Origin of the sequence: Anaeromyxobacter sp. Red801 (assembly GCF_049201065.2) — a bacterium.
In the GTDB taxonomy this organism is placed as follows: domain Bacteria; phylum Myxococcota; class Myxococcia; order Myxococcales; family Anaeromyxobacteraceae; genus Anaeromyxobacter.
In genome coordinates, this window is record NZ_CM181236.1 from 285,331 (window position 1) to 305,564 (window position 20,234).

The 20,234-nt window shown below is 75.2% G+C and carries 19 protein-coding genes; 13 read left to right on the forward strand and 6 right to left on the reverse strand.

What is annotated here, in order from left to right; all coding sequences use genetic code 11:
• Positions 1 to 6 precede the first annotated feature (6 nt).
• Entirely contained in the window at positions 7 to 864 is an 858-nt protein-coding gene (locus tag ACOQFB_RS01255) for a glutathione S-transferase family protein (RefSeq protein WP_494492423.1), read from the forward strand.
• On the opposite strand, the gene sthA is transcribed toward ACOQFB_RS01255, so the two are convergent.
• Entirely contained in the window at positions 833 to 2,263 is a 1,431-nt protein-coding gene (gene sthA / locus ACOQFB_RS01260; protein WP_421609282.1) for a Si-specific NAD(P)(+) transhydrogenase, read from the reverse strand. The genes ACOQFB_RS01255 and sthA overlap by 32 nt on opposite strands.
• Here sthA and dapC point away from each other — a divergent pair.
• From dapC to ACOQFB_RS01285, 5 genes are all read left to right on the forward strand, one after another.
• Positions 2,238 to 3,467, forward strand: a complete 1,230-nt coding sequence (gene dapC / locus ACOQFB_RS01265) for a succinyldiaminopimelate transaminase (RefSeq protein ID WP_494492424.1) — start codon at positions 2,238 to 2,240, stop codon at positions 3,465 to 3,467. The genes sthA and dapC overlap by 26 nt on opposite strands.
• On the forward strand, positions 3,464 to 4,288 hold the full coding sequence (locus tag ACOQFB_RS01270; RefSeq protein ID WP_421609284.1) for a 2,3,4,5-tetrahydropyridine-2,6-dicarboxylate N-succinyltransferase: 825 nt from the start codon (positions 3,464 to 3,466) through the stop codon (positions 4,286 to 4,288). Before dapC ends, ACOQFB_RS01270 begins: the two co-directional genes overlap by 4 nt.
• Positions 4,289 to 4,294: 6 nt before the next feature.
• Positions 4,295 to 5,401: a succinyl-diaminopimelate desuccinylase gene (gene dapE / locus ACOQFB_RS01275; protein ID WP_421609285.1), complete on the forward strand. Its 1,107-nt coding sequence runs from the start codon at positions 4,295 to 4,297 to the stop codon at positions 5,399 to 5,401.
• 67 nt (positions 5,402 to 5,468) lie between these two features.
• Positions 5,469 to 5,981, forward strand: coding sequence for a hypothetical protein (locus tag ACOQFB_RS01280; RefSeq protein WP_421609286.1), 513 nt, complete (start codon positions 5,469 to 5,471; stop codon positions 5,979 to 5,981).
• Positions 5,982 to 6,086: 105 nt separating this feature from the next.
• Positions 6,087 to 6,692, forward strand: coding sequence for a YceI family protein (locus ACOQFB_RS01285; RefSeq protein ID WP_421609287.1), 606 nt, complete (start codon positions 6,087 to 6,089; stop codon positions 6,690 to 6,692).
• Positions 6,693 to 6,942: 250 nt separating this feature from the next.
• Here ACOQFB_RS01285 and ACOQFB_RS01290 read toward each other — a convergent pair whose 3' ends face one another.
• Positions 6,943 to 8,589, reverse strand: coding sequence for a dipeptidase (locus ACOQFB_RS01290; RefSeq protein ID WP_421609288.1), 1,647 nt, complete (start codon positions 8,587 to 8,589; stop codon positions 6,943 to 6,945).
• Positions 8,590 to 8,812: 223 nt separating this feature from the next.
• Here ACOQFB_RS01290 and radC point away from each other — a divergent pair, with 223 nt between their 5' ends.
• The 3 genes from radC (at position 8,813) to ACOQFB_RS01305 (ending at position 10,870) form a co-directional block, all read left to right on the forward strand.
• On the forward strand, positions 8,813 to 9,520 hold the full coding sequence (gene radC / locus ACOQFB_RS01295) for a RadC family protein (protein WP_421609289.1): 708 nt from the start codon (positions 8,813 to 8,815) through the stop codon (positions 9,518 to 9,520).
• Between the two features lie 67 nt (positions 9,521 to 9,587).
• Entirely contained in the window at positions 9,588 to 9,959 is a 372-nt protein-coding gene (locus ACOQFB_RS01300) for a hypothetical protein (RefSeq protein WP_421609290.1), read from the forward strand.
• A gap of 56 nt (positions 9,960 to 10,015) precedes the next feature.
• Complete coding sequence (locus tag ACOQFB_RS01305) at positions 10,016 to 10,870, forward strand: helix-turn-helix domain-containing protein (RefSeq protein WP_421609291.1); 855 nt, start codon at positions 10,016 to 10,018, stop codon at positions 10,868 to 10,870.
• Here ACOQFB_RS01305 and ACOQFB_RS01310 read toward each other — a convergent pair.
• Complete coding sequence (locus ACOQFB_RS01310) at positions 10,804 to 11,175, reverse strand: Mpo1-like protein (protein ID WP_421609292.1); 372 nt, start codon at positions 11,173 to 11,175, stop codon at positions 10,804 to 10,806. The genes ACOQFB_RS01305 and ACOQFB_RS01310 overlap by 67 nt on opposite strands.
• Positions 11,176 to 11,342: 167 nt before the next feature.
• Between ACOQFB_RS01310 and ACOQFB_RS01315 the strand changes: the two genes are divergently transcribed.
• The 4 genes from ACOQFB_RS01315 (at position 11,343) to ACOQFB_RS01330 (ending at position 18,475) form a co-directional block, all read left to right on the forward strand.
• Positions 11,343 to 11,786, forward strand: coding sequence for a hypothetical protein (locus ACOQFB_RS01315; RefSeq protein WP_421609293.1), 444 nt, complete (start codon positions 11,343 to 11,345; stop codon positions 11,784 to 11,786).
• Between the two features lie 156 nt (positions 11,787 to 11,942).
• Positions 11,943 to 12,686 (forward strand): SDR family oxidoreductase, encoded by a 744-nt coding sequence (locus tag ACOQFB_RS01320; RefSeq protein WP_421609294.1) that lies wholly within the window; start codon positions 11,943 to 11,945, stop codon positions 12,684 to 12,686.
• A gap of 138 nt (positions 12,687 to 12,824) precedes the next feature.
• Positions 12,825 to 14,021, forward strand: a complete 1,197-nt coding sequence (locus tag ACOQFB_RS01325; protein WP_421609295.1) for a dipeptidase — start codon at positions 12,825 to 12,827, stop codon at positions 14,019 to 14,021.
• 140 nt (positions 14,022 to 14,161) lie between these two features.
• Positions 14,162 to 18,475 (forward strand): acyl-CoA dehydratase activase-related protein, encoded by a 4,314-nt coding sequence (locus ACOQFB_RS01330; RefSeq protein ID WP_421609296.1) that lies wholly within the window; start codon positions 14,162 to 14,164, stop codon positions 18,473 to 18,475.
• 31 nt (positions 18,476 to 18,506) lie between these two features.
• On the opposite strand, the gene ACOQFB_RS01335 is transcribed toward ACOQFB_RS01330, so the two are convergent.
• The 3 genes from ACOQFB_RS01335 to ACOQFB_RS01345 all read right to left on the reverse strand — a co-directional run bounded on the left by ACOQFB_RS01335 (position 18,507) and on the right by ACOQFB_RS01345 (position 20,214).
• On the reverse strand, positions 18,507 to 19,001 hold the full coding sequence (locus ACOQFB_RS01335) for an SRPBCC family protein (RefSeq protein ID WP_421609297.1): 495 nt from the start codon (positions 18,999 to 19,001) through the stop codon (positions 18,507 to 18,509).
• Positions 18,998 to 19,336: an ArsR/SmtB family transcription factor gene (locus tag ACOQFB_RS01340; protein ID WP_059437459.1), complete on the reverse strand. Its 339-nt coding sequence runs from the start codon at positions 19,334 to 19,336 to the stop codon at positions 18,998 to 19,000. The genes ACOQFB_RS01335 and ACOQFB_RS01340 overlap by 4 nt, the downstream gene beginning before the upstream one ends.
• A gap of 197 nt (positions 19,337 to 19,533) precedes the next feature.
• Positions 19,534 to 20,214 carry a haloacid dehalogenase type II gene (locus ACOQFB_RS01345; protein ID WP_059437458.1) on the reverse strand — a complete coding sequence of 227 codons (681 nt, stop codon included), beginning with the start codon at positions 20,212 to 20,214 and terminating at the stop codon, positions 19,534 to 19,536.
• Positions 20,215 to 20,234 lie beyond the last annotated feature (20 nt).

The following is a 20,234-nucleotide window of genomic DNA, read 5'->3' on the forward strand; positions in this document are numbered from 1 at the left end:
GCGGGCATGGCCACCGAACCCGCATACGAGCTCGTCTACTGGCCGGGCCTGCAGGGCCGCGGCGAGTTCGTCCGGCTCGCGTTCGAGGACGCGGGCGTTCCCTACGCCGACCTGGCCCGCCTCCCCGGCGGCGAGGGCGGCGGCGGCGCGGCCGCGGTGATGCGGCTCCTCGAGGAGCCCGGGCCCTGGCTCACCCCGCTCGGCCCGCCCGCGCTCCGCCACGGCGAGGTGGTGGTCGCGCAGACCGCGGCCATCCTGCAGTGGGTGGCGCCGCGCATCGGCGTCGTGCCGCCCGACGAGGCGAGCCGGCTGCGCGCGCACCAGCTCCAGCTCACCATCGCGGACCTGGTCGCCGAGGTGCACGCGGTGCACCACCCGGTGGCGACCTCGCTCTACTACGAGGACCAGCGGCGCGAGGCGGCGCGCGCCGCCGAGGCGTTCCGGCGCGAGCGGATCCCGCTGTTCCTGCGCTACCTCGACCGCGCGCTCGACTCGAACCCCGCCGGCGGCGGCCGCTGGCTGGTGGGCGACGCCTGTAGCTACCCGGACCTCTCGACGTTCCAGGTGATCGAGGGGCTGCGCTACGCGTTCCCGCGCGCCATGCGCCGCATCGAGCGGCGCTTCCCGCGGCTGGTCGCGCTGCACGACGCGGTGGCGGCCCGCCCCGGCATCGCCGCGTACCTCACGTCGGACCGGCGGATCCCGTTCAACGAGAGCGGGATCTTCCGGCACTATCCGGAGCTGGACGAGCCGCCGCCGAGGCGATCGCGTCCCTCGACTCCGGGCCGCCGCACGGCGGCCCTGCGCTCGGGACGAGCGGGGAAGAAGCGCCCTACTTCGCGGCGGCGCGGTCGATCGGCGTGACGTTCCCGCCGCGGTCGCGGATGCGGTCGAGCGCGTCGAAGGCGGCGTACTTGTACGCCTCCTGCAGCGTCGGGTAGTTGAACACCGTCTCCGCGAAGAAGCGCAAGTCGCCGCCGAGCGCCATCACGGCCTGGCCGAGGTGCACCGTGTCCGACGCGTGCGGGCCGATGCAGTGCACGCCCAGGATCGCGCCGTTCGCCGGATCGGCGAGCACCTTCAGGAAGCCGACCGCCTCGCCCACCAGGTTGGCGCGGGCGTTCTCCACCAGGCTGGCGCGCCCGACGACGTAGTCGCGCCCCTTCGCCTTGAGCGCCTCCTCGCTCTCGCCGACCGAGGAGAGCTCCGGGATGGTGTAGATCCCCACCGGCAGCAGCTCGGGGAGCTTCTGCTTGCGGTTGCCGCCGCAGGCGTGGTTCATCGCCACGCGCCCCTGCTCCATCGAGCTGGAGGCGAGGCCGGGGAAGCCGACCAGGTCGCCGGCCGCGTACACGTGCGGCACCGTCGTCTGGTAGTGCGAGTTCACCTCGAGCAGGCCCTTGTCGGTGGCCTTCAGCCCGGCGTTCGCCAGGTTGAGCGCCTCGACGTTGCCGATGCGGCCGGCCGCGACCAGCACCTTCTCCGCGACCAGGCGCGACTCGTCGGCGAGCGTCACGAGCACGTCGCGCTCGCCGCGCTCGAGCTTCACCGCGCGCGTCACCTGGTGCCGGGTGATCCCGAGCACGTCGAAGGAGTCCTGCATCGCGAGCGACAGCTCGGCGTCCAGCCAGGGGAGCAGGCGGTCCTTCGAGTCGATGATCGCGACCTTCACGCCCAGCGCGGCGAAGATCGACGCGTACTCGCAGCCGGCCACGCCGCCGCCCAGGATCGCGAGCGAGCGGGGGATCCGGTCGAGCATCAGGATCGAGTCGGAGTCGTAGACGCGCGCGTTGTCGATCGAGTACTGCGGCGGGTGGAACGGCCGCGTGCCGGTGGCGAGCAGCACCACCTCGGCGTGCAGGTCCTGCTGCCCGCCGTCCGGCACCGCCACGCGGATGGTGTGCGGGTCCACGAAGCTGGCGATGCCGCGGAACATCTCGACGCCGGCGTGGTTGAGCGCGCTGCGGATGCGCGAGTGCTCGCGCGCGGTGACGAGGCCGCGGCGGCCCATCAGCTCGGGGACGGTGACGGTGCCCGAGACGCGGACCTCGATGCCGTGCGCGTCGCGGCTGCGGGCCTGCTGGATGGCGAGGGCGGTCTCGCGGAGCGCCTTCGACGGGATGGTGCCGGTGTTGGCGCTCGCGCCGCCGGGCACGGCCTCCTTCTCCACCAGCGCGACCTTCTTGCCCAGGAGCGCGGCCTGGATGGCGCCGTTCTCTCCGGCGGGGCCGGAGCCGATGACCACCACGTCGTACGAGAGCATGCGCCCGCTTATAATGCAGGACCCGCCGGAGTTCGATATTGTTCACGGTTCCGTGCGACCCCTCCCGTCGAACCCGGTGCTCGGGCAGATCCGGAAGAACCTCTCCGTCGAGCTCGACGAGCGCCGGCGCGCGCTCGCCGCCGCCGGGAAGCGCCTGTTCGACTTCGGCCTCGGGGATCCGAAGGAGCCCACGCCGCCGTTCCTGCGCGAGGCCCTCCGCGCCGCCGTGCCCGAGGTGTCGCAGTACCCGAGCGCGTTCGGCACCGCGGCGCTCCGCCGCGCGGCCGCGGGGTACCTGCGGCGCCGCTTCGGCGTGGCGGTCGATCCCGAGGCGCAGGTGCTCGCCTGCGCGGGCGCCAAGGAGGCGATCTTCCACCTGCCGCTGGCGTTCGCGGGCGACCCGGGCCGCCGCAAGGTGGTGATGCCGGACCCGGGCTACCCCACCTACGAGGTGGGGGCGCGCTTCGCCGGCCTCGAGCCGGTGAAGGTCCCGCTCACCGCCCGGCGCCGGTTCCTGCTCGAGCCGGAGGACGTGGGCGAGGCCGTGCTGCGCGAGACGCTCGTCTACTGGATCAGCTACCCGCACAACCCCACCGGCGCGGAGGCTCCGCGCGACTACCTGCGGCGGGTGGGCGCGGCCGCGCTCGAGTACGGGTTCATCGTGGCCTCCGACGAGTGCTACGCGGACATCTACTTCGGCGAGCCGCCCGCCTCGATGCTGGAGGTGCAGGTCGAGAACGTGCTCGCGGTCCACTCCTGCTCGAAGCGGAGCGGCATGACCGGCTACCGGAGCGGCTTCCTGGCCGGCGACCCGGACCTCGTCCGCGGCCTGCGCGCCCTGCGCAGCCACCCCGGCGTCTCCCAGCCCGAGTTCGTGGCCGCCGCCGCGACCGCGGCCTGGTCCGACGACGCCCACGCCGCCGAGCGGCGCGAGATCTTCCGGCGCAAGCGCGACCGGTTCCTGCGCTTCTTCGCGGAGAAGGGGCTCGTCGCCGACGCGTCGGACGCCACGCTGTACCTCTGGGTCCGGGTGCCGGAGGGGCACACCTCCTCGAGCTACGCGCTGCGGCTCCTCGACGCGGGCATCGTGGTGGCGCCGGGGATCGCGTTCGGCGCAGGAGAGGGATACGTCCGCGTGGCGCTGGTGCCCACGCTGGAGGAGTGCGAGGAGGCCATCCGGGCCTGGGCGAGGATCGAGCCATGAGCGACTGGAACGACGTGCGGAAGCTGATCGAGGGGGCCTTCGAGGACCGGGCCCGGCTGCAGGACCCGCAGGCCAAGGCGGCGGTGGTGAAGGCGCTGCACGGCCTCGACCGCGGCGAGCTGCGGGTGGCGGAGAAGAAGGACGGCGAGTGGCAGGTGAACGCCTGGCTGATGCAGGCGGTGAACCTCTACTTCGGCATCACCGGGATGGAGACGACCGAGTTCGGGCCGTTCCAGACGCGCGACAAGATCCCGCTCAAGAAGGATCTCGAGAAGGCCGGCGTGCGGCTGGTGCCGGGCGGCATCGCCCGCTTCGGCTCGCACCTCGAGCCGGGCGCGGTGCTCATGCCCGGCTTCGTGAACATCGGCGCGCGCGTGGGCGCGAACTCGATGGTGGACACCTGGGCCACCGTCGGCTCCTGCGCGCAGGTCGGCGCGAACGTGCACCTCGCCGGCGGCGTCGGGATCGGCGGCGTGCTCGAGCCGCCCGGGGCCCGGCCGAACATCATCGAGGACGGCTGCTTCATCGGCAGCCGCTGCATCCTGGTCGAAGGTACCCTCGTCGAGGAGGACTGCGTGCTCGGCGCGAACGTGGTCATCACCGCGTCCACGCCCATCATCGACGTGAGCGGGCCGGAGCAGGTGGTCTACAAGGGCCGCGTCCCGGCGCGCTCGGTGGTGATCCCCGGCACGCGCCCGAAGCAGTATCCGGCCGGCACCTTCAACATCCCGTGCGCGCTCATCGTGGGCCGCCGCAGCGCCACGACCGACAAGAAGGTCTCGCTGAACCAGGCGCTGCGCGACTTCGAGGTGCAGGTCTAGGCGCCCATGGACCCGGCGACCGCCGAGCTGGCCGAGGCGCTGGCCCGCCGCACCGAGGCGCTGTGCGGCGTGCGCTCGCCCATCGGTCACGAGCGCGCGCTCTGCGACCAGGTGGAGGCCTGGGCGCGGGCGCTCGGGCTCGGCGTGCGCCGGGTGAAGGACTCGCTGGTGGTCCGGGTGGACGCCGGCGCCGGCGCGGAGGCGGCGCTCGAGGGCCGGCCGCGGGTGGCGCTCTGCGGCCACCTCGACACGGTGCCGGTGCACGAGGACGACCGCGGGCCGCCGCGCCGCGAGGGCGGGCGGCTCGTCGCGCCGGGCAGCTCGGACATGAAGGGCGGCCTCGCGCTCATGATGGAGCTGGCCGAGCGGCTGCCGCGCGCGGAGCGCTTCTGCGAGCTCCTGCTCGTGTTCTACGCGCGCGAGGAGGGGCCGTACCTCGAGAACGAGCTCGCCGACGTGCTCCACGCGGCGGACGAGCTCGCCGGCACCGAGCTCGCCATCTGCCTCGAGCCGACCGACAACGTGCTCCAGCTCGGCTGCGTCGGCTCGATCCACGCGACGTTCACGTTCGAGGGGCGGGCCGCCCACTCCGCGCGGCCGTGGCAGGGCGAGAACGCGGTGCACAAGGCCGGCGCGCTGCTCGCCGAGCTGCACGCGCGGGCGCCGCGCGAGGCGGTCTCCGGGGGCCTGGTGTTCCGCGAGGTGGCGAGCGTCACGCGCATCGAGGGCGGGCGGGCGCGCAACGTGGTGCCGGACCGCTGCACGCTCAACGTGAACTTCCGCTTCGCGCCGGACCGGACGCTCCAGCAGGCCTCGGCCGAGCTGCGCGCGCTGGGCGAGCGGCTCGGCGCCGAGGTGGAGCTGACCGACCTCTCCCCGGCCTGCCCCGCCTACGCCGACCACCCGCTGGTGCGCCGCCTGCTCGAGCGCACCGGCGTCGCCGCCGAGCCGAAGCAGGCCTGGACCGACGTGGCCCGCCTCGCCGCCCACGGGATCCCGGCGGTGAACCTCGGCCCCGGCGCCACCGCGCAGGCGCACCAGCGCGGCGAGTGGGTCGAGGTCGCCGCGCTCGAGCGCGGGTACCGGCTGCTGGAGCGGTTCCTCCGCGCCTGACCCGGCGTCACGCGAGGGCCGCCCGCGCTGCTGGCGGCCCCGCGCGCCGCTCGCCTATCATCCGCGCGTGCGCGCCCTCCTCCTCGCGGCCCTGCTCGGCAGCGCCCTGCCTTCGCTGGCCGTCGCGCAGGACGGCGACTGGGACGACGCGCCCGAGGAGGAGGAGCACGACGACGAGGGGAGGCCGAACCGCTTCTTCCTCACCGCCTGGGGCGGGGCGGGCCTCGACGCGGGCGGCAGCGGCAGCTCCGGCTCGCGCCTCGGCGGCGAGGCCGGCTACTCCTTCTCGACGCTCGACCTGAGCGTGGCCGGCTACGGCTACCGGAAGCTGCCGGACGCGACGCGCGAGTGGACGCCCGTCGTCCTGGCGCGGGTGTCCCAGCGGTTCGAGACGCACCGCGGGCTCGACGCGGCGATCACGTTCGGCGTCGGGTCCGCGAAGCGCGACGGCTGGAAGGCGTGGTTCCAGGTCGGGCTCGGGGCCCGGCTCGAGCTCGGCCCCATGTTCCTCGCCGGCGAGCTGACGTTCGAGCAGGAGGACCAGCTCGGCCTGATGGGCGGGCTGGGGGCGCGCTTCTAGCGGGGCCCCCGTGGGTTCCCCTCGTTGATCCCGGCCCTGGCGCGGTTAGACGACCGGACGGACCTCGCGTCCGCCTTCCGGACGCGTCCCGAAAGGAACCGCACCATGAAGCGACTCCTCCCCCTCCTGCTCGCGCTCGCCGCCCCGGCGCTCGCCCATGCACAGGCCGGCACCTGGGACATCGACCCGGCGCACACGCTCTCCAGCTTCACCGTCCGCCACCTCGTGATCACGAACGTGCGCGGCGAGTTCGGCAAGACCACCGGCACCGTGAGGCTCGACGAGAAGGACCTCGCGAGGTCCTCGGTCGAGGCGACCATCGACGCGACCACGCTGAACACCCGCGTGCCGGACCGCGACGCGCACCTCAAGTCGCCCGACTTCTTCGACGTGGCGAAGTACCCGACCATCACGTTCAAGTCCACCAAGGTGGAGAAGATCGGGGAGGGCAAGCTGAAGGTCACCGGCGACCTGACCATGAAGGGCGTGACGAAGCCGGTGGTGCTCGAGGTGCTCGGCCCCACCAGCGCCATCAAGGATCCCGGCGGCAACCTGCGCCGCGGCCTCGTCGCCACGACCATGGTGAACCGCCGCGACTTCGGCCTGAACTGGTCGAAGACGGTCGAGGCCGGCCCGGTGGTCGGCGACGAGGTGAAGATCGAGATCGAGGCCGAGCTGGTGAAGGCGGCGCCGAAGCAGGCCGGAAAGTAGCTCCCTCGACTCCGCGCGGCCTGGCCGGCCGCGCTACGCTCGGGATGAGCGGAATCTCCGCTCACCCTGAGCGTCCCTCGACTCCGGCCGTGCCCCATCAGGCCCGCTCACCCTCGGGACGAGCGATCCGCTCACGTTCGACAGGCTCACCGTGAGCGGCGTCTGCACGTTCCACTCACGGTGAGCCCCGTGAGCGGCCTTCGGGGCCCCCGCTCGTGGTGAGCCCCGTCGAACCACGAGCGGGCTGGCGCTACTGCGCCACCTTCTGCGGCTCCTTCGGCACCCGCAGGATGCCGTCGTCCTCGGCCGCGATGCGCCGGCGCCAGCCCTCGGGGTAGTCCGGGTGCGTGACGTTGCCCTGCGCGTCGCGCACGTTGCCGTCGAGGTACTTCACCATCAGCGACTCCCCCAGCTTGCGCCAGCGGGCCGTGACCATGTCGCCCTGGCTGACCGAGTAGCGGGTGAGGTAGTCGCGGGCCAGGCCGGGCGAGTCCTTGTAGAGCGTCATCGCGGCCTTCTCCAGCTCAGCCTGCCGCGAGAGGAACCCGCCCTCCAGCTCGCCCTGCACCTGCTGCACGTCCTGGATCATGTCGGAGTAGCGCGAGTAGGCCCAGTTCGACACGAAGTTGAACACCCAGAACGCCGAGTCCCAGCTGAACGTCTTGAAGTCGGCGGTGCCCACCGCGAAGCTGCGCGGCACCTCGTGGATGGAGCAGTACATCGGCACGTAGACGGTGCTGTAGGTGTCGTCCACGCCGAACCAGAGCACCCCGCCGACCGCCGCCGGCAGCGTGGCGCGCGACTGCGCCACGAACGAGAAGCCGGTCTGCTGCGTCGAGATGGCCCGCTCGTTCAGGTACTCCTTGTCGTCCACCTTGAACGTCATGGGCCGCCAGCGGTAGGGCAGCGAGAACGGGCCGGCGCCCACGCCCTTCGACAGGTCGAGCTCGGTGCCCTCGAAGTGGTCGCGCATGAGCGCCATCACGTCGCGCACCGCGAGCGGCTTCTCGGCCTTCACCCACAGCGGCACGCGCTCGGCCTTCGGGTCCTGACCCTTCACCATGGAGGACGGCAGCGACTGCCCCGGCGCCACGCGGCGGAACACGCTCCACACCCGCGCGTCGCAGGCGCGCAGCGCGCCGAAGTCGAGCGGCGCGTAGGTCTCGGCGAAGCTGAACTCCGCGTCCTTGCCCTTGAACCAGCCCTTCTCGCGCGCGAACGAGATGACGTCCTTCGCGTAGAGCGTGGTCTTCGGCTCGTCGAGCGGGAACTGGCGGATGCGCGCGTGGTTCGCGTGCGCCGACACGTAGCCGTCCGGGATGCGGCGGGCCACCCACACCGCGCCCTTCCGCTTCGGCCCCTTGCCGATCATCTCGAGGATCCAGGCCTCGTTCGGATCCGAGATGGAGAAGGACTCGCCGGTGGAGGCGTAGCCGTGCTCGGCCACGAGGTCGGTCATCACCTGGATGGCCTCGCGGGCGGTGCGGGCGCGCTCCAGCGCGATGTACATGAGCGAGCCGTAGTCGATCCGCCCCTCCGGATCCTGCAGCTCCTTGCGGCCGGTGAAGGTGGTCTCGCCGATGGCGACCTGGTGCTCGTTGATGTTGCCGACCACGTGGTAGGTGACGGCCGGCTGCGGGATGCGGCCCAGGAACTTGCCGGTGTCCCACTCGATGATCTCGCGCTGCGCGCCCGGCGCGTGCTGCGCGGCGGGGCGGAGCGGGAGGTCGCCGTAGAGGTCGTGCGAGTCCGCCGCGTAGGTGATGAAGGTGGAGCCGTCGGCGCTCGCGCCCTTCGAGACGAGGATGCTGGTGCAGGCGTCGGCCGCGCCGGGCAGCGAGAGGACGAGGGCTGCCGCGGCGAGCGCGGCGGGGGCGGTCTTGCGGTGGTCGAGCATGGCCGCCGAGGATACCCGACCCCGCTCCTCCGGGTCACTTCGCGGCCCGGCACCGCCTCGCCCGGGGCCGTCGGTCCCGCCGGCCCGGAGGCCGGCCGCGGCACCGGCCGCGCCGCGCACCCGCGGTCCGGGCGCGAGCCCGTCCCCGCAGCGTCGGCCTGCGCAGGCGTGCAGTATCCGGGCGCGGTGGCGGGGCACGCCCGTTGCTCCACCGGCCCGCGCCATGACCGCCGCCTCCGACGCCCCTGCCGATCCCGCCTCCGCCCCCGCGTCCTCGCCCACCGACCGGCCGCGCGAGCGGCTCCTCGCCGCCGGCCCGCGCGCGCTGTCCGACGCCGAGCTGCTCGCGCTCGTGCTGGGCACCGGCACCGGCCGCGTCTCGGCCCGGGCCGCCGCGCTCTCGCTCGTCGAGGCGCTCCCGCTCGCCGAGCTGGCCTGGGCGCCGCCCGACGCGCTCGCGTCCTGGCCCGGCATCGGGGTCGCCCGCGCCGCCGCGCTCGCGGCCGCGTTCGAGCTGGGCCGGCGCGGTGCCTGGTCCCCGCCGCGGCGCGGCGAGCGCTGCCTCGACCCCCGCACCATCCACGAGCTGCTCCGCCACGCCGCCCACGCCGAGCACGAGGGCTTCCACGTGGTGCTGCTCGACGTGCGCGGCCGCCTGCTCCGGACGGTGCAGGTGGCGGAGGGCTCGCTCTCGCAGTGCCCGGTCTCGCCGCGCGACGCGCTCCGCCCCGCGGTGCGGGAGGGCGCGCACGGCGTCGTGTTCGTCCACAACCACCCGAGCGGCGATCCCACCCCCAGCCCCGACGACGTGGACCTGACCGCCCGCCTCCGCGCCGCCGCCGACCTCGTCGGCGTCCTCGCCCGCGACCACGTCATCGTGGCGGCGGGCGGGTACTACAGCTTCGTCGAAGCGGGGAGGTGGAGGCGGTAGGGCGCCAGCTTGCGGACGCGGCGAGAGATCGGCTCTACTCCGGGCGTACTTCACCCGGAGAATACCATTGCGCACCCTCCTCGTCGCCGCCTCGATCGCCGCCAGCGCTCCCCTCTGCGCCTGCTCGACGGCGCCGGCCGTCAACCCGAGCTACCGGCTCCGTCCCGAGTCGCGCCCCGAGTGCGAGGCCCACTGCGGCCAGCTCGGGATGCGTCTCGGCGCGATCGTCATCATGGGAACCGCGACCGGCTGCGTGTGCGAGCCGAAGGAGGCCGCCACGCCCGAGTCGCGCGCGGCCGCCGGCGGCGCCGCGTTCCGCGTGGCCCAGTTGATGGAGCAGGAGCGGGGAAGGCGGCAGCAGGAGCTGAACAGCCGCTCGATGCACAACGCCCACGTCCCTTCGCCAGGGTTGCCAGGGACGCCCGGGATCCACCGCTGAGCTCGCCCGGGGCGGTTTGGTTGCGGGCACCGTCCGAGCTCCTAGATCGTCGGTCGATGCGACTCCCGACGATCCCGACGGTCCGTCCGGACGCGCCCGGGCTGCCGCTCTGGCCGCCGCTCCTCGCGGCGCGCGGGCCGGGAGGCCGGAGCACCTCCCACGCGCACCACGGCATGCACGTCGTCCTCGCCCTCGGGGGCGACCTGCGCGTGCGCGCGGGGGACCGGGGCGTGTGGGGGCGCGCGGCCGGGGTGGTCACCGCGCCGGATGCACCGCACGCGATCGACGCGTCGGGCTCGGAGGTCCTCATCGTCTTCGTGGACCCGGAGAGCGACGCCGGGCAGTCGATGCGCGCCGCCACGGCCGGCTCGCTCCGCGTCGTCGGGGCCGCCGAGCGCGACGCCCTCGTCGACGGGGTGACGCCGATGGAGCTCATGGGGTCCGGTGGCGCCGCCTGGACCGCGCGCGTGGTCGCGGCGCTGGGCGGCGAACGGGTGCGCTCGCCTCGCGCCGTCCACCCGCGCGTTCGCAGGCTCCTGCGGGTGCTCCAGGCGCTGCCGCCCGGCGGCGACGCCTCCCTCGACACGCTCGCGCGCCAGGTCGGCCTCTCACCCGGCCGGCTCATGCACGTCTTCACCGGGTCGATCGGCGTGCCGCTGCGACCGTACCTGGCGTGGCTGCGGCTGCAGCGCGCCGCCGCGGCCGTCGTGTCTGGCAGGCCGCTCGGCGAGGCGGCCCACGCCGCCGGGTTCGCCGACGCCGCCCACATGAGCCGGACCTTCCGCAGGATGCTCGGCGTCGCGCCGTCCGAGCTTCGGCCGGCGGGCGGTCCCGCGCGCGCTGCTCACGCGCGCGGTCGGTCCGTCGCGGCCTCGCGCCAGGCGCGCGCGAAGCCGCCCGAGAGGACGTAGCGCGGGAACGTGATCCACTGCTCGGCGAGGAACCGCGCCAGGAGCTCGCCCGGTCCACGGAACGGGGCGGGCGCCCTCGCCTCGCCGCGGTGACCACGGCCCTGAGCGGCGAGCGCGACGAGGAGCGCGGCCACGCCGGCCATCGCCCAGCCGGTGGGGATCACCGGCGCCAGCGCGAGCGCGCACGTGCCGAACCAGAAGAGCGGCACGGTCGCCGCGTGCAGCGCCAGGTTGAGCCGATCGCGGTGCACGTCGCCATAGACCGCCCACTGCCGTTCGAGGACGCCGGGTTCGTTCGCGCTCATGCCGGGTAACCTGGTCCGGGCCGGCCACGGAGTCTTGAACGAACTGGCTGCGATCGACGTCGCGGCCGCCACGCGGCCGCTCCACGGCCAGCGCGCCACCCTGGCACCCGGAGTATGATGCCCGGCTGGTGGGCGGACGCTGCAGGGCCGCCTCGCGGAGAGATCCCATGCCCCTGATTCACCTGAGCCTCGACGTCGAGGTGGGCGAGCAGTCCGTAGACTATCGGTGCTCGCGCTGCGGCATGGTGGCGCTGGCGATCGTCGCCGGCGGCGGCGCGGGGCTCGCGGCGAACGGCGTGGCGCTCAGCAAGGCGCAGTTCGACGCCGAGATCGGCGCCGCGGCCCTGTCCCGCCTGGCCCCGTGCCCGCGCTGCGGCCACCGCAGCCGCGCGGCGCTTTTCAAGGTCCTGGCCGTCGGAGCCGTCGTCGGCGTGGCGACCGCGATGGCCGCCGCGTTCGTCGTCGCCGAGCAGTTCCACCGGTCGGATCCCGAGGGCCGGCTCGCGCCCGCGGTCGGCGCCGGGACCTTCCTCGCCACCGTCGCGACGACGACGGCGCTGAAGCTGAGGAGCGTCCGGCGGCGGGTCCGGCTCCGCCGCGTCATCCGGTGATCGCCGGCGCCGCCTCGGCGGCGCGTCCCTCCGGCGGGGCCGCCTCGATTCGAGGTCACAGGCCCGACACGTCGATCGTCCTCCTGCCATGCCGCTCCCGCGGCGCCCACCCCGGGCGCGGACGGCGTGAAAGGGAACGTCATCATGCGGATCGCGGTGGCAGGGGCGACGGGCAAGGTCGGTCGCCACGTGGTGGAGGTGCTCGCGGAGGGCGGGTACGAGGTGGTCGCGCTGTCGCGCGGCGCCGGCGTGGACCTGGAGACCGGGAGCGGGCTGAAGGAGGCGCTGGCGGGCGTCGAGTGCATCGTGGACGCCGCCAACGGCCCGCCCGAGCAGCACGCGGCCACCGCGTTCTTCACCGCGGTCGCCCGCAACCTCCAGCAGGCCGGGGCGCGCGCCGGGGCGAGGCGGATCGTGGCGGTGTCGATCCTCGGGATCGACCGCTTCCGCGCCGGGTACATGGTCGCGAAGCAGGCGCACGAGCAGGCCCTGCGCGCCGGCCCGCTCCCGGTGCAGGTGCTCCGCGCCGCGCAGTTCCACGAGATCGTCGGGCAGTTCCTGCAGTGGGGGAGGAAGGGCGACGTGGCGTACCTGCCGCGGATGCGCACCCAGCTCGTCGCGGCCCGGACCGTGGCCGAGGCGGTCGCCCGGCTCGCCATCGGCCCCGCGCCGGCGCCGTCCGGCGCGCCGCACCTCGAGATCGCGGGCCCGCGTCCGGAGGTGCTCGCGGAGGCCGCGCGGAAGCTGGTCGCGCGCCGCGGCGACGCGCTGAGGGTCGAGGAGGTGGGGAACCCGGCGGACCCCGACCAGCGGCTGTACGAGGACGGCGCGTTCCTGGCCGGGCCGGCGACGGTCTGCGCCGGGCCGACCTTCGACGCGTGGCTGGAGACGGCTGTCTAGCGTCGCGCGGCGGCGGGGCGTCGCGTCGCACGGGCCCTCGCCGGCGGGCGGGCCCGCTCCGCCGCGGCGCGGCCGGGCGGGGGCCGGGGTCGCCTGCGCCGCCGCCCCCATGGCAAGCTTCGGCCCGATCCGCCGCGCGTGGATCGCTGGCTGCTCGCGATGCCCTCGCCCGTCCCCTCGGTCGCTTCCGGTCCCCCGTCTGCGGACGACGTCCTCCGCGACGCGCCGGTGGTGGACCTGCACCTCGACACGCCGCAGTGGCTCCTCGACCAGCGCTACGACCTCGGCGAGCCGCGGCGCGAGCTGGGCCAGGTGAACCTGGACTCGCTGCGGCGCGGCGGGGTCGGCGCGGCGTTCTTCGTGCTGTGGCATCCGCCGGAGCTGCCCGAGGCGGACGCGCACCCGCGGGCGCTCGCGCTCGCGGCGGCGGTGCGCGCGCAGGTGGCCCGCCACCCCGCCGACCTCGCGATGGCGGGGAGCGTGGACGAGCTGCTCGCCGCCCGCGCCGCGGGCAAGATCGCGATCCTGCTCGGCATGGAGGGCGCCGAGCCGCTGCACGGGGACCTCGCCGAGCTCGAGCGCATGCACGCGCTCGGGGTCCGGTACGTCGGGCTCACCTGGAACGCGCACACCGCCTTCGCCGACGCGGGCAAGCCCGATGCCCCGCGCCACGGGGGGCTCTCGCCGCTCGGCCGCGCCGCCGTCGCCGAGATGAACCGCCTCGGGATCGCGGTGGACGTCTCGCACCTCTCCGACGCGTCCGCCGCCCAGGCGCTCGCCGCGAGCCGGGCGCCGGTGCTCGCGACGCACTCGTGCGCGCGCGCCCTGTCGGACCACCGGCGCAACCTCCCCGACGACCTCGTCCGCGCCATCGCCGCGAGCGGCGGCGTCGTGGGCGTCAACCTCCACTCGACGTTCCTCGACGCGGGCTACGCCGCGCGCGCCGCGGCCGCGGAGGAGGCGCACGCGCCGGAGCGGGCGGCGCTCGCGCTCGAGGCCGCGGACCCGGTCGAGCGGAGGTGGGCGCCGTACCTGGCCGAGCTTCGCGTGGCGCACGCGCTGCAGCGGCCGCCGCTGGCGGTGCTGGTCGATCACGTCGAGCACCTCGTGAAGGTGGCCGGCGTGGACCACGTCGGCCTCGGGTCCGACTTCGACGGCGGCATCGTGCCGCCGGACGGGATCGAGTCGCACGCGGACCTGCCGGAGCTCGTCGCCGCGCTCCTCGCCCGCGGCCACTCGCCCGAAGACGTCCGCAAGCTCCTGGGCGGGAACGTCGTGCGCGCGCTGCGCGAGGTGGAGCGCGTGTCGCGCACGCTGCGCTCGCCCGCCCGCTGAGCGCGCATCCCTCCGCGTCTCGCGCGGCCCTCTCGCCCTCGCGCGGACCTTGCGTTGATCTCGATCACGGTCCGTCACCGCCAGGATGGTGCCCGCTTTTCGGGCGTGCCTTCCCGGTCGAACGGCGTGACACTCGCCAGATGCACCGGTTCGTGGGGATCGACGCGGGCGCCGAGACGGTGAAGCTCGCGGAGGTCGAGGGGGACGGCGGCGCGCTCGCCTGGACGCGGCGCGCGCTGGTGGAGCACGGCGGCGATCCGGCCGCCGCGGTGCGCGAGGTGCTGGGCGGGTGGGGCTGGGACGGCGTCGCCGGCGCGCGCGCGACCGGGCGGCTCGGCCGGCGGCTGGAGCTGCCGCGGATCCCGCCCAAGCAGGCGCGCACCGCCGGGCACGTGCGGCTGCACGGCGCGTCGCCGGCCACGGTGGTGGACCTGGGCGCGCACGGCTTCTCGGTGCTGGTGCACGAGGCGGAGGGGCGCGACCGCTACCGCGAGAACCCGCGCTGCTCGCAGGGCACCGGCAACTTCCTGCGCCAGCTGGTGGAGCGCTTCGGGCTCACGCCGGCGGAGGCCGACGCGCTCGCGGTGGGCGCGGAGGCGGCGCCGCTCTCCGGCCGCTGCCCGGTGATCCTCAAGACGGACATGACGCACCTCGCGAACCGCGGCGAGGCGCGCGAGCGGATCCTGGCGGGCCTGTTCGACGCGATCTGCGCGAACGTGCTCGTGTTCGTGCGGCCGGGCGGCCCGCGCGACGTGTGGCTGACCGGCGGCGTGAGCCGCTCGCGGCGGGTGCGGGCCTGCTTCCGCGAGGCGCTCGCCGGCCGCGGCCTCGACCTGCGCGACGGCGAGGGCGACGAGGCGCTCTACCTCGACGCGCTCGGGTGCGCGCTGCTCGCGGCGTCGCGGCCGGAGGCGGTGCCGCCGCTCGCCGGACTGTTCCGCCCGCCCGAGCACGCGTCCTTCGACGCGCTGCCGCCGCTCGCCGGGGCGCTGCCGCGCGTCCGGCGCGTCCCGCGCCCGCCGCCCCCCGCCGGCGACGGCCCGCTCCTCCTCGGCCTCGACATCGGCTCCACCGGCTCGAAGGCGGTCGCGCTCGACCTCGCCGCGGGCATGCCGGCCTGGGAGGCGTACACCGGCACGTCCGGCGACCCGGTGCGCGCGGCCCAGTCGCTCGTCTTCGCGTTCCTGGAAGGTCCCTGCGCCCGGCGCGCGGTCACCGGCGCGGGCGTGACCGGCAGCGGGCGCGAGATCGTCGGCTCGCTGCTCGCGTCCTGCTTCGGGACCGAGCGCGTGTTCGTCCTGAACGAGATCGCCGCCCACGCGGAGGGCGCCTGCGCCTACGACCCGCGGGTGGACACCATCTTCGAGATCGGCGGGCAGGACGCGAAGTACATCCGGCTCGAGGGCGGCCGGGTGGTGGACGCGGCCATGAACGAGGCGTGCAGCGCCGGCACCGGCTCCTTCATCGAGGAGCAGGGGCGGCGGCTGGGCGGGCTCGACGCGGCGGCGCTGGGGCGCGAGGCCATCGGCGCGGACGGCTGCGTGGCGCTCGGCCAGCACTGCGCCGTGTTCATGGCCGAGATCCTCGACCAGGCCGCCGCGGCCGGCGCGCCGCGCGCGCACGTGGTGGCCGGGCTCTACGAGTCGGTGGTGCAGAACTACGTGAACCGCGTGAAGGGCGCGCGCCCGGTGGGCCAGGTGGTGTTCTGCCAGGGCATGCCGTTCAGCGCCGACGCGCTCGCCGCCGCGGTGGCGCGCCAGACCGGCGCCGAGGTGATCGTCCCGCCGTCGCCGGGCACGGTCGGCGCGTTCGGGATCGCGCGGCTGGCGCGGGCCGGGCTCGCCGGCCTCGAGGGCCGCGCGGGCGCGCTCGACCTCTCGCGCTTCCTCGCGGCGCGCGTCGAGCGCAAGGACACGTTCGTGTGCCGCTCGGCGGAGGGCTGCGGGGGCGCCGGCAACCGCTGCCGCATCGAGCGGCTCCGCACCGCGGTGGGCGGCGAGCGGCGCGCGTTCACCTGGGGCGGCGCCTGCGCGCTGTTCGACCAGGGCACCCGCGCGCGCAAGCTCCCCGCCGGCGCGCCGGACCCGTTCCGCGAGCGCGAGGCGGAGGTGCGGGCGCTGGTGGAGCGGCTGGGCGCGGCGCCGGCCGGCGCGCCCCGGGTCGCGCTCGCCGACGCGTTCCAGCTGAAGACGCTGCTCGCGTACTTCGGCACGTTCTTCCGGACGCTCGGCCTGGGCGTGGAGGTGATCGGTTCCGGCGGGCGCGAGGCGCTGCGCCAGGGGATCGACCTCTGCAACGTCCCGTTCTGCGCGCCCATGCAGCAGGTCCACGGCGTCGCCGCCGCGCTCGCCGCGACGGGGGCCGAGCACCTGTTCTTCCCGGTCGTCCGCGACCTGCCGCGCGTGCGCGACGAGCGGCACACCTGGCTCTGCCCCATGGTGCACGGCGCGCCGGACGTGCTCGCCACCGACCTGGGCGCGGACTTCGCGCGGCGCCTGGTCGCCCCGACCCTGAACGCGGGCGGCCCGGGCTACCTCGACTCCGAGCGGTTCGTCGCGTCGATGGAGGCGCTCGCCGCGCAGGTGGGCGTCCGCGACCGCGCCGCCGCCCGGCGGGCGCACGCGGCGGCGCGCGAGGCGCAGCGGGCGTTCGACGCGCGCCTCGAGGCCATCGGCGCCGCGGCGCTCGAGCGCTGCCGCTCGGACGGGCTCCTCGCCGTGGTGGTGCTGGGCCGCACGTACACCATCCACGACGAGGTGCTGAACGCGAACGTGCCGGCGCTGCTCCGCGAGCAGGGCGCGGTGGCCATCCCGCTCGACTGCTTCCCCCTGGACGGCGCCACTCCGCTCGTGCCCGGCGCGTTCTGGTCCTACACGCAGCGGATCCTGCGGACCGCGCACCGGGTCCGCCGGACGCCGGGCGTGTACGCGATCTTCACCAGCAACTACGGCTGCGGCCCGGACAGCTTCACCCAGCACCACCTGGCCCGCCTGCTCGACGGCAAGCCCTTCGCGATCGTCGAGACCGACGGCCACGCCGCCGACGCCGGCACCAAGACCCGCGTCGAGGCGTTCCTGCACTGCGTGCGCGAGGACCTCCGCGGCCGCGGGGCCGAGGGACGCCCGGCCGCCGAGCCGATGGCGCTCCGCGAGCGGACGCTCGCGGACGTGCGCGCCGACGGGACGCGGGTGCTGGTGCCGCCCATGGGCCCGGAGGCGGAGGCGCTCGCCGCCGCGTTCCGCGGCGTCGGCCTGCACGCGGAGGTGCTGCCGGCCGCCACCGCCGACACCATCCGGCTCGGCCGCCGGCACACGAGCGGCAAGGAGTGCCTGCCCATGACGATCACCGCGGGCGCGCTCCTCGAGCACCTCGCCCGCGAGCCGGAGGGCCGGTTCACCTTCTTCATGCCCGGGTCGAGCGGGCCGTGCCGCTTCGGCATGTACCGCCAGCTCCACCGCCTGATCCTGGAGCGCGCCGGGCTCTCGGACCGGGTCGAGATCTGGTCCCCACCCGATCACGACTACTTCGAGGGCGTGCCGCCCGGCCTCGGCGCCATCGTGCTCGCCGGCGCCTCCGCCCGCGGCGCGCTCGCCGACGCGCTGCGCGACGCGCGCCCGGTCGAGCGGACGCCCGGGGCGGCGAACGCCATCCACGCGCGGTGGTCGGCGCGCCTGCTCGAGGCGATCGAGCGGGCGGCGGCGGGCGACCTGTCGGCGCGCACGGTGCTCCGCGAGGTGCTCGGCGGACGGCTCTGGGGGATCCGCGACGCCGTGGCCGGGTGCGCGCGCGAGCTGGCGGCGGCGCGCGACCCGCGGCCGTTCCCCACCGTGCAGATGGTGGGCGAGATCTACGTCCGCTCCGACCCGGCCTCGAACGGCCACGTGGCCGACGAGCTGGAGCGCCGCGGCGTGCGCGTCCGGCTGGAGCCGGTGGTCGAGTACCTGCAGTACTCGGAGGCGGTGCAGTTCCGGCGCGGCCTGAAGGGCAGCCTGGGCGACCACCTCAAGCGCCGGCTGCGGCAGCGCATCGTGGACCTCGTGTTCCGCGCCGCGGGCGAGCCGCTGGGCTGGCCGGCGCCGGAGCCGCCGCACCAGGTCGCGAAGGAGGCGCAGGGCTACCTGCGCGAGGATCTCGAGCACGAGTCGGTGCTGGCGATGGGGCTCGCGCTGGAGGCCTGGCGCCACCGCGGCGTGGACGGCGTCCTCTGCGCGGGCCCGCTCGACTGCATGCCCACCCGGCTCGCCGAGGCCCAGCTCTACCACGCGGCCGCGCGGGAGGGCCTGCTCTCGCTGACGCTCTCGGCGAACGGCGATCCCATCGACCCGGAGATCCTCGACGGCTTCGCCTACGAGGTGAAGGAGCGGTTCGCGCGCCGCCACGCCGCCGCAGTCGCCTCCGCCCGCCCTTCGACGAGCTCAGGGCGAGCGGACCATCGAGAGGCCCGCTCGCGGTGAGCTCCGTCGAACCGCGAGCGGGCGGATCGGCTCACGCGGTCCCGGCGAGCAGCCGGTCCAGCGCGGCGTAGCTCTGGTCCAGCCCCTCGCCCATGGCGCTGAGCATGCCGTCGCGCTCCTCGGTGGTGTGGAAGAGCGTGGTCGCGACGAGGCGGGTGCGGCCGTCGCCCAGGTCCTCGAACACGGTGGTCTCGACGGCCACGTAGCCGGGCATGCCGTCCCACTCGAACGTCATGGCGAGGCGCTCCGGCGGCGTCACCTCGCGGAAGCGGCCCTCGAACCCGTGGACGCCGTCGTCGGCGTGCTCCACGAAGCGCCAGTGCCCGCCGCGCTCCAGCTCGTAGCGCTCGACCACCAGCTTGTTCCCCCGCCCCCACCACTGCGCCAGCAGCGCCGGGTCGGTGAACGCTCGCCACACGCGCTCGCGGGGCGCGTCGAAGATCCGCTCCACGCGGATCTCGCGGTCGGTCGGGGTGGACACCGCCGCCTTCGCGGCGCGCTGCTTCACGGCCTGGCCCGTCGTCATTCGGTCCGTCCTTTCGTGCGCTTCAGGAGCTCGTCCAGGCGATCGAGGCGCGCCTCGAGCATCCGGCGGTACCCGGCCATCCAGGCGAGCTCGTCCTCCAGCCGGCGCGGGCCGAGCCTGCAGCTCCGCACGCGACCGACCTTCTCCGTCGTGACGAGCCCCGCGTCCTCGAGGACCCGCACGTGCTTCTTCATCCCGGTGAGCGTCATCTCGAACCCGGTCGCCAGCTCGCCGATGGACGCGTCCCCGCGGCCGAGGCGCTCCAGCACGCCGCGCCGGGTCGCGTCCGCGAGCGCCGCGAACGTGGTGTCGAGCCGCTCCGAATACTGAACCATGTGGTTCAGTATTGAGCCGGCCGGCGGCGCGCGCAAGAGAACACGGCCCGTGCGACCCAACGGGACTGCCGGACGGGCGGATCGACCGCTCGCCCTTCGGCAGGCTCAGGGCGAGCGGATCCAGGAGGTCTGGTCCGGTCGGCGTGGACATTCCGCTCGTGGTGAGCCCGTCGAACCACGAGCGGAGGCCGCCGGCTCTACGGCAGGCCGAGCAGCCCGGGCAGCTCGGCGAGCGAGCGGATCTCGGCGTCGGGGGCGGCGGGGAGCCGCTCCGCGGGCTGGCCGGCGCGGTTGCACCAGGCGACCTGGAACCCGAACGCCTTCGCGCCGAACGCGTCCCAGCCGTTCGAGGAGACGAACAGGATCTCCGCGGCGGGCACGCCGAGCCGGTCCACCGCGAGCCGGTAGACGGCCGGGTGCGGCTTGTAGACGCCCACGTCCTCCACCGAGAGGACCTGCTCGAGCAGGCCGGCGAGGCCGGCGCTCTCGGCCGCCGAGGCGAGCATGGCGGGCGCGCCGTTCGAGAGCACCGCCAGGCGCACGCCGGCGGCGCCGAGGCGCGTGAGCGCGTCCCGCGCCTCCGGGTACGCGGCGAGGCGGCGGTACGCGTCCATCAGGCCGTCGCGCAGCCCCGGCCCGGCGAGGCCGAGCGCGTCGAGCGCGAAGTCGAGCGCGTCGCCGGTCACCTGCCAGAAGTCGGCGTGCCGGCCGGCCAGGCTGCGCAGCCAGGTGTACTGGAGCTGCTTCGCCCGCCACAGCTCGGCGAGCGGCTGCCAGCGGTCGCCGAGCGCGCCGCGCGCCTCGGCGGCGGCGCTGGCCACGTCGAACAGGGTTCCGTAGGCGTCGAAGACGGCGGCGCGGACCGGGGCGAGGGGCATGGCCCCGATGCTAGCTCCTC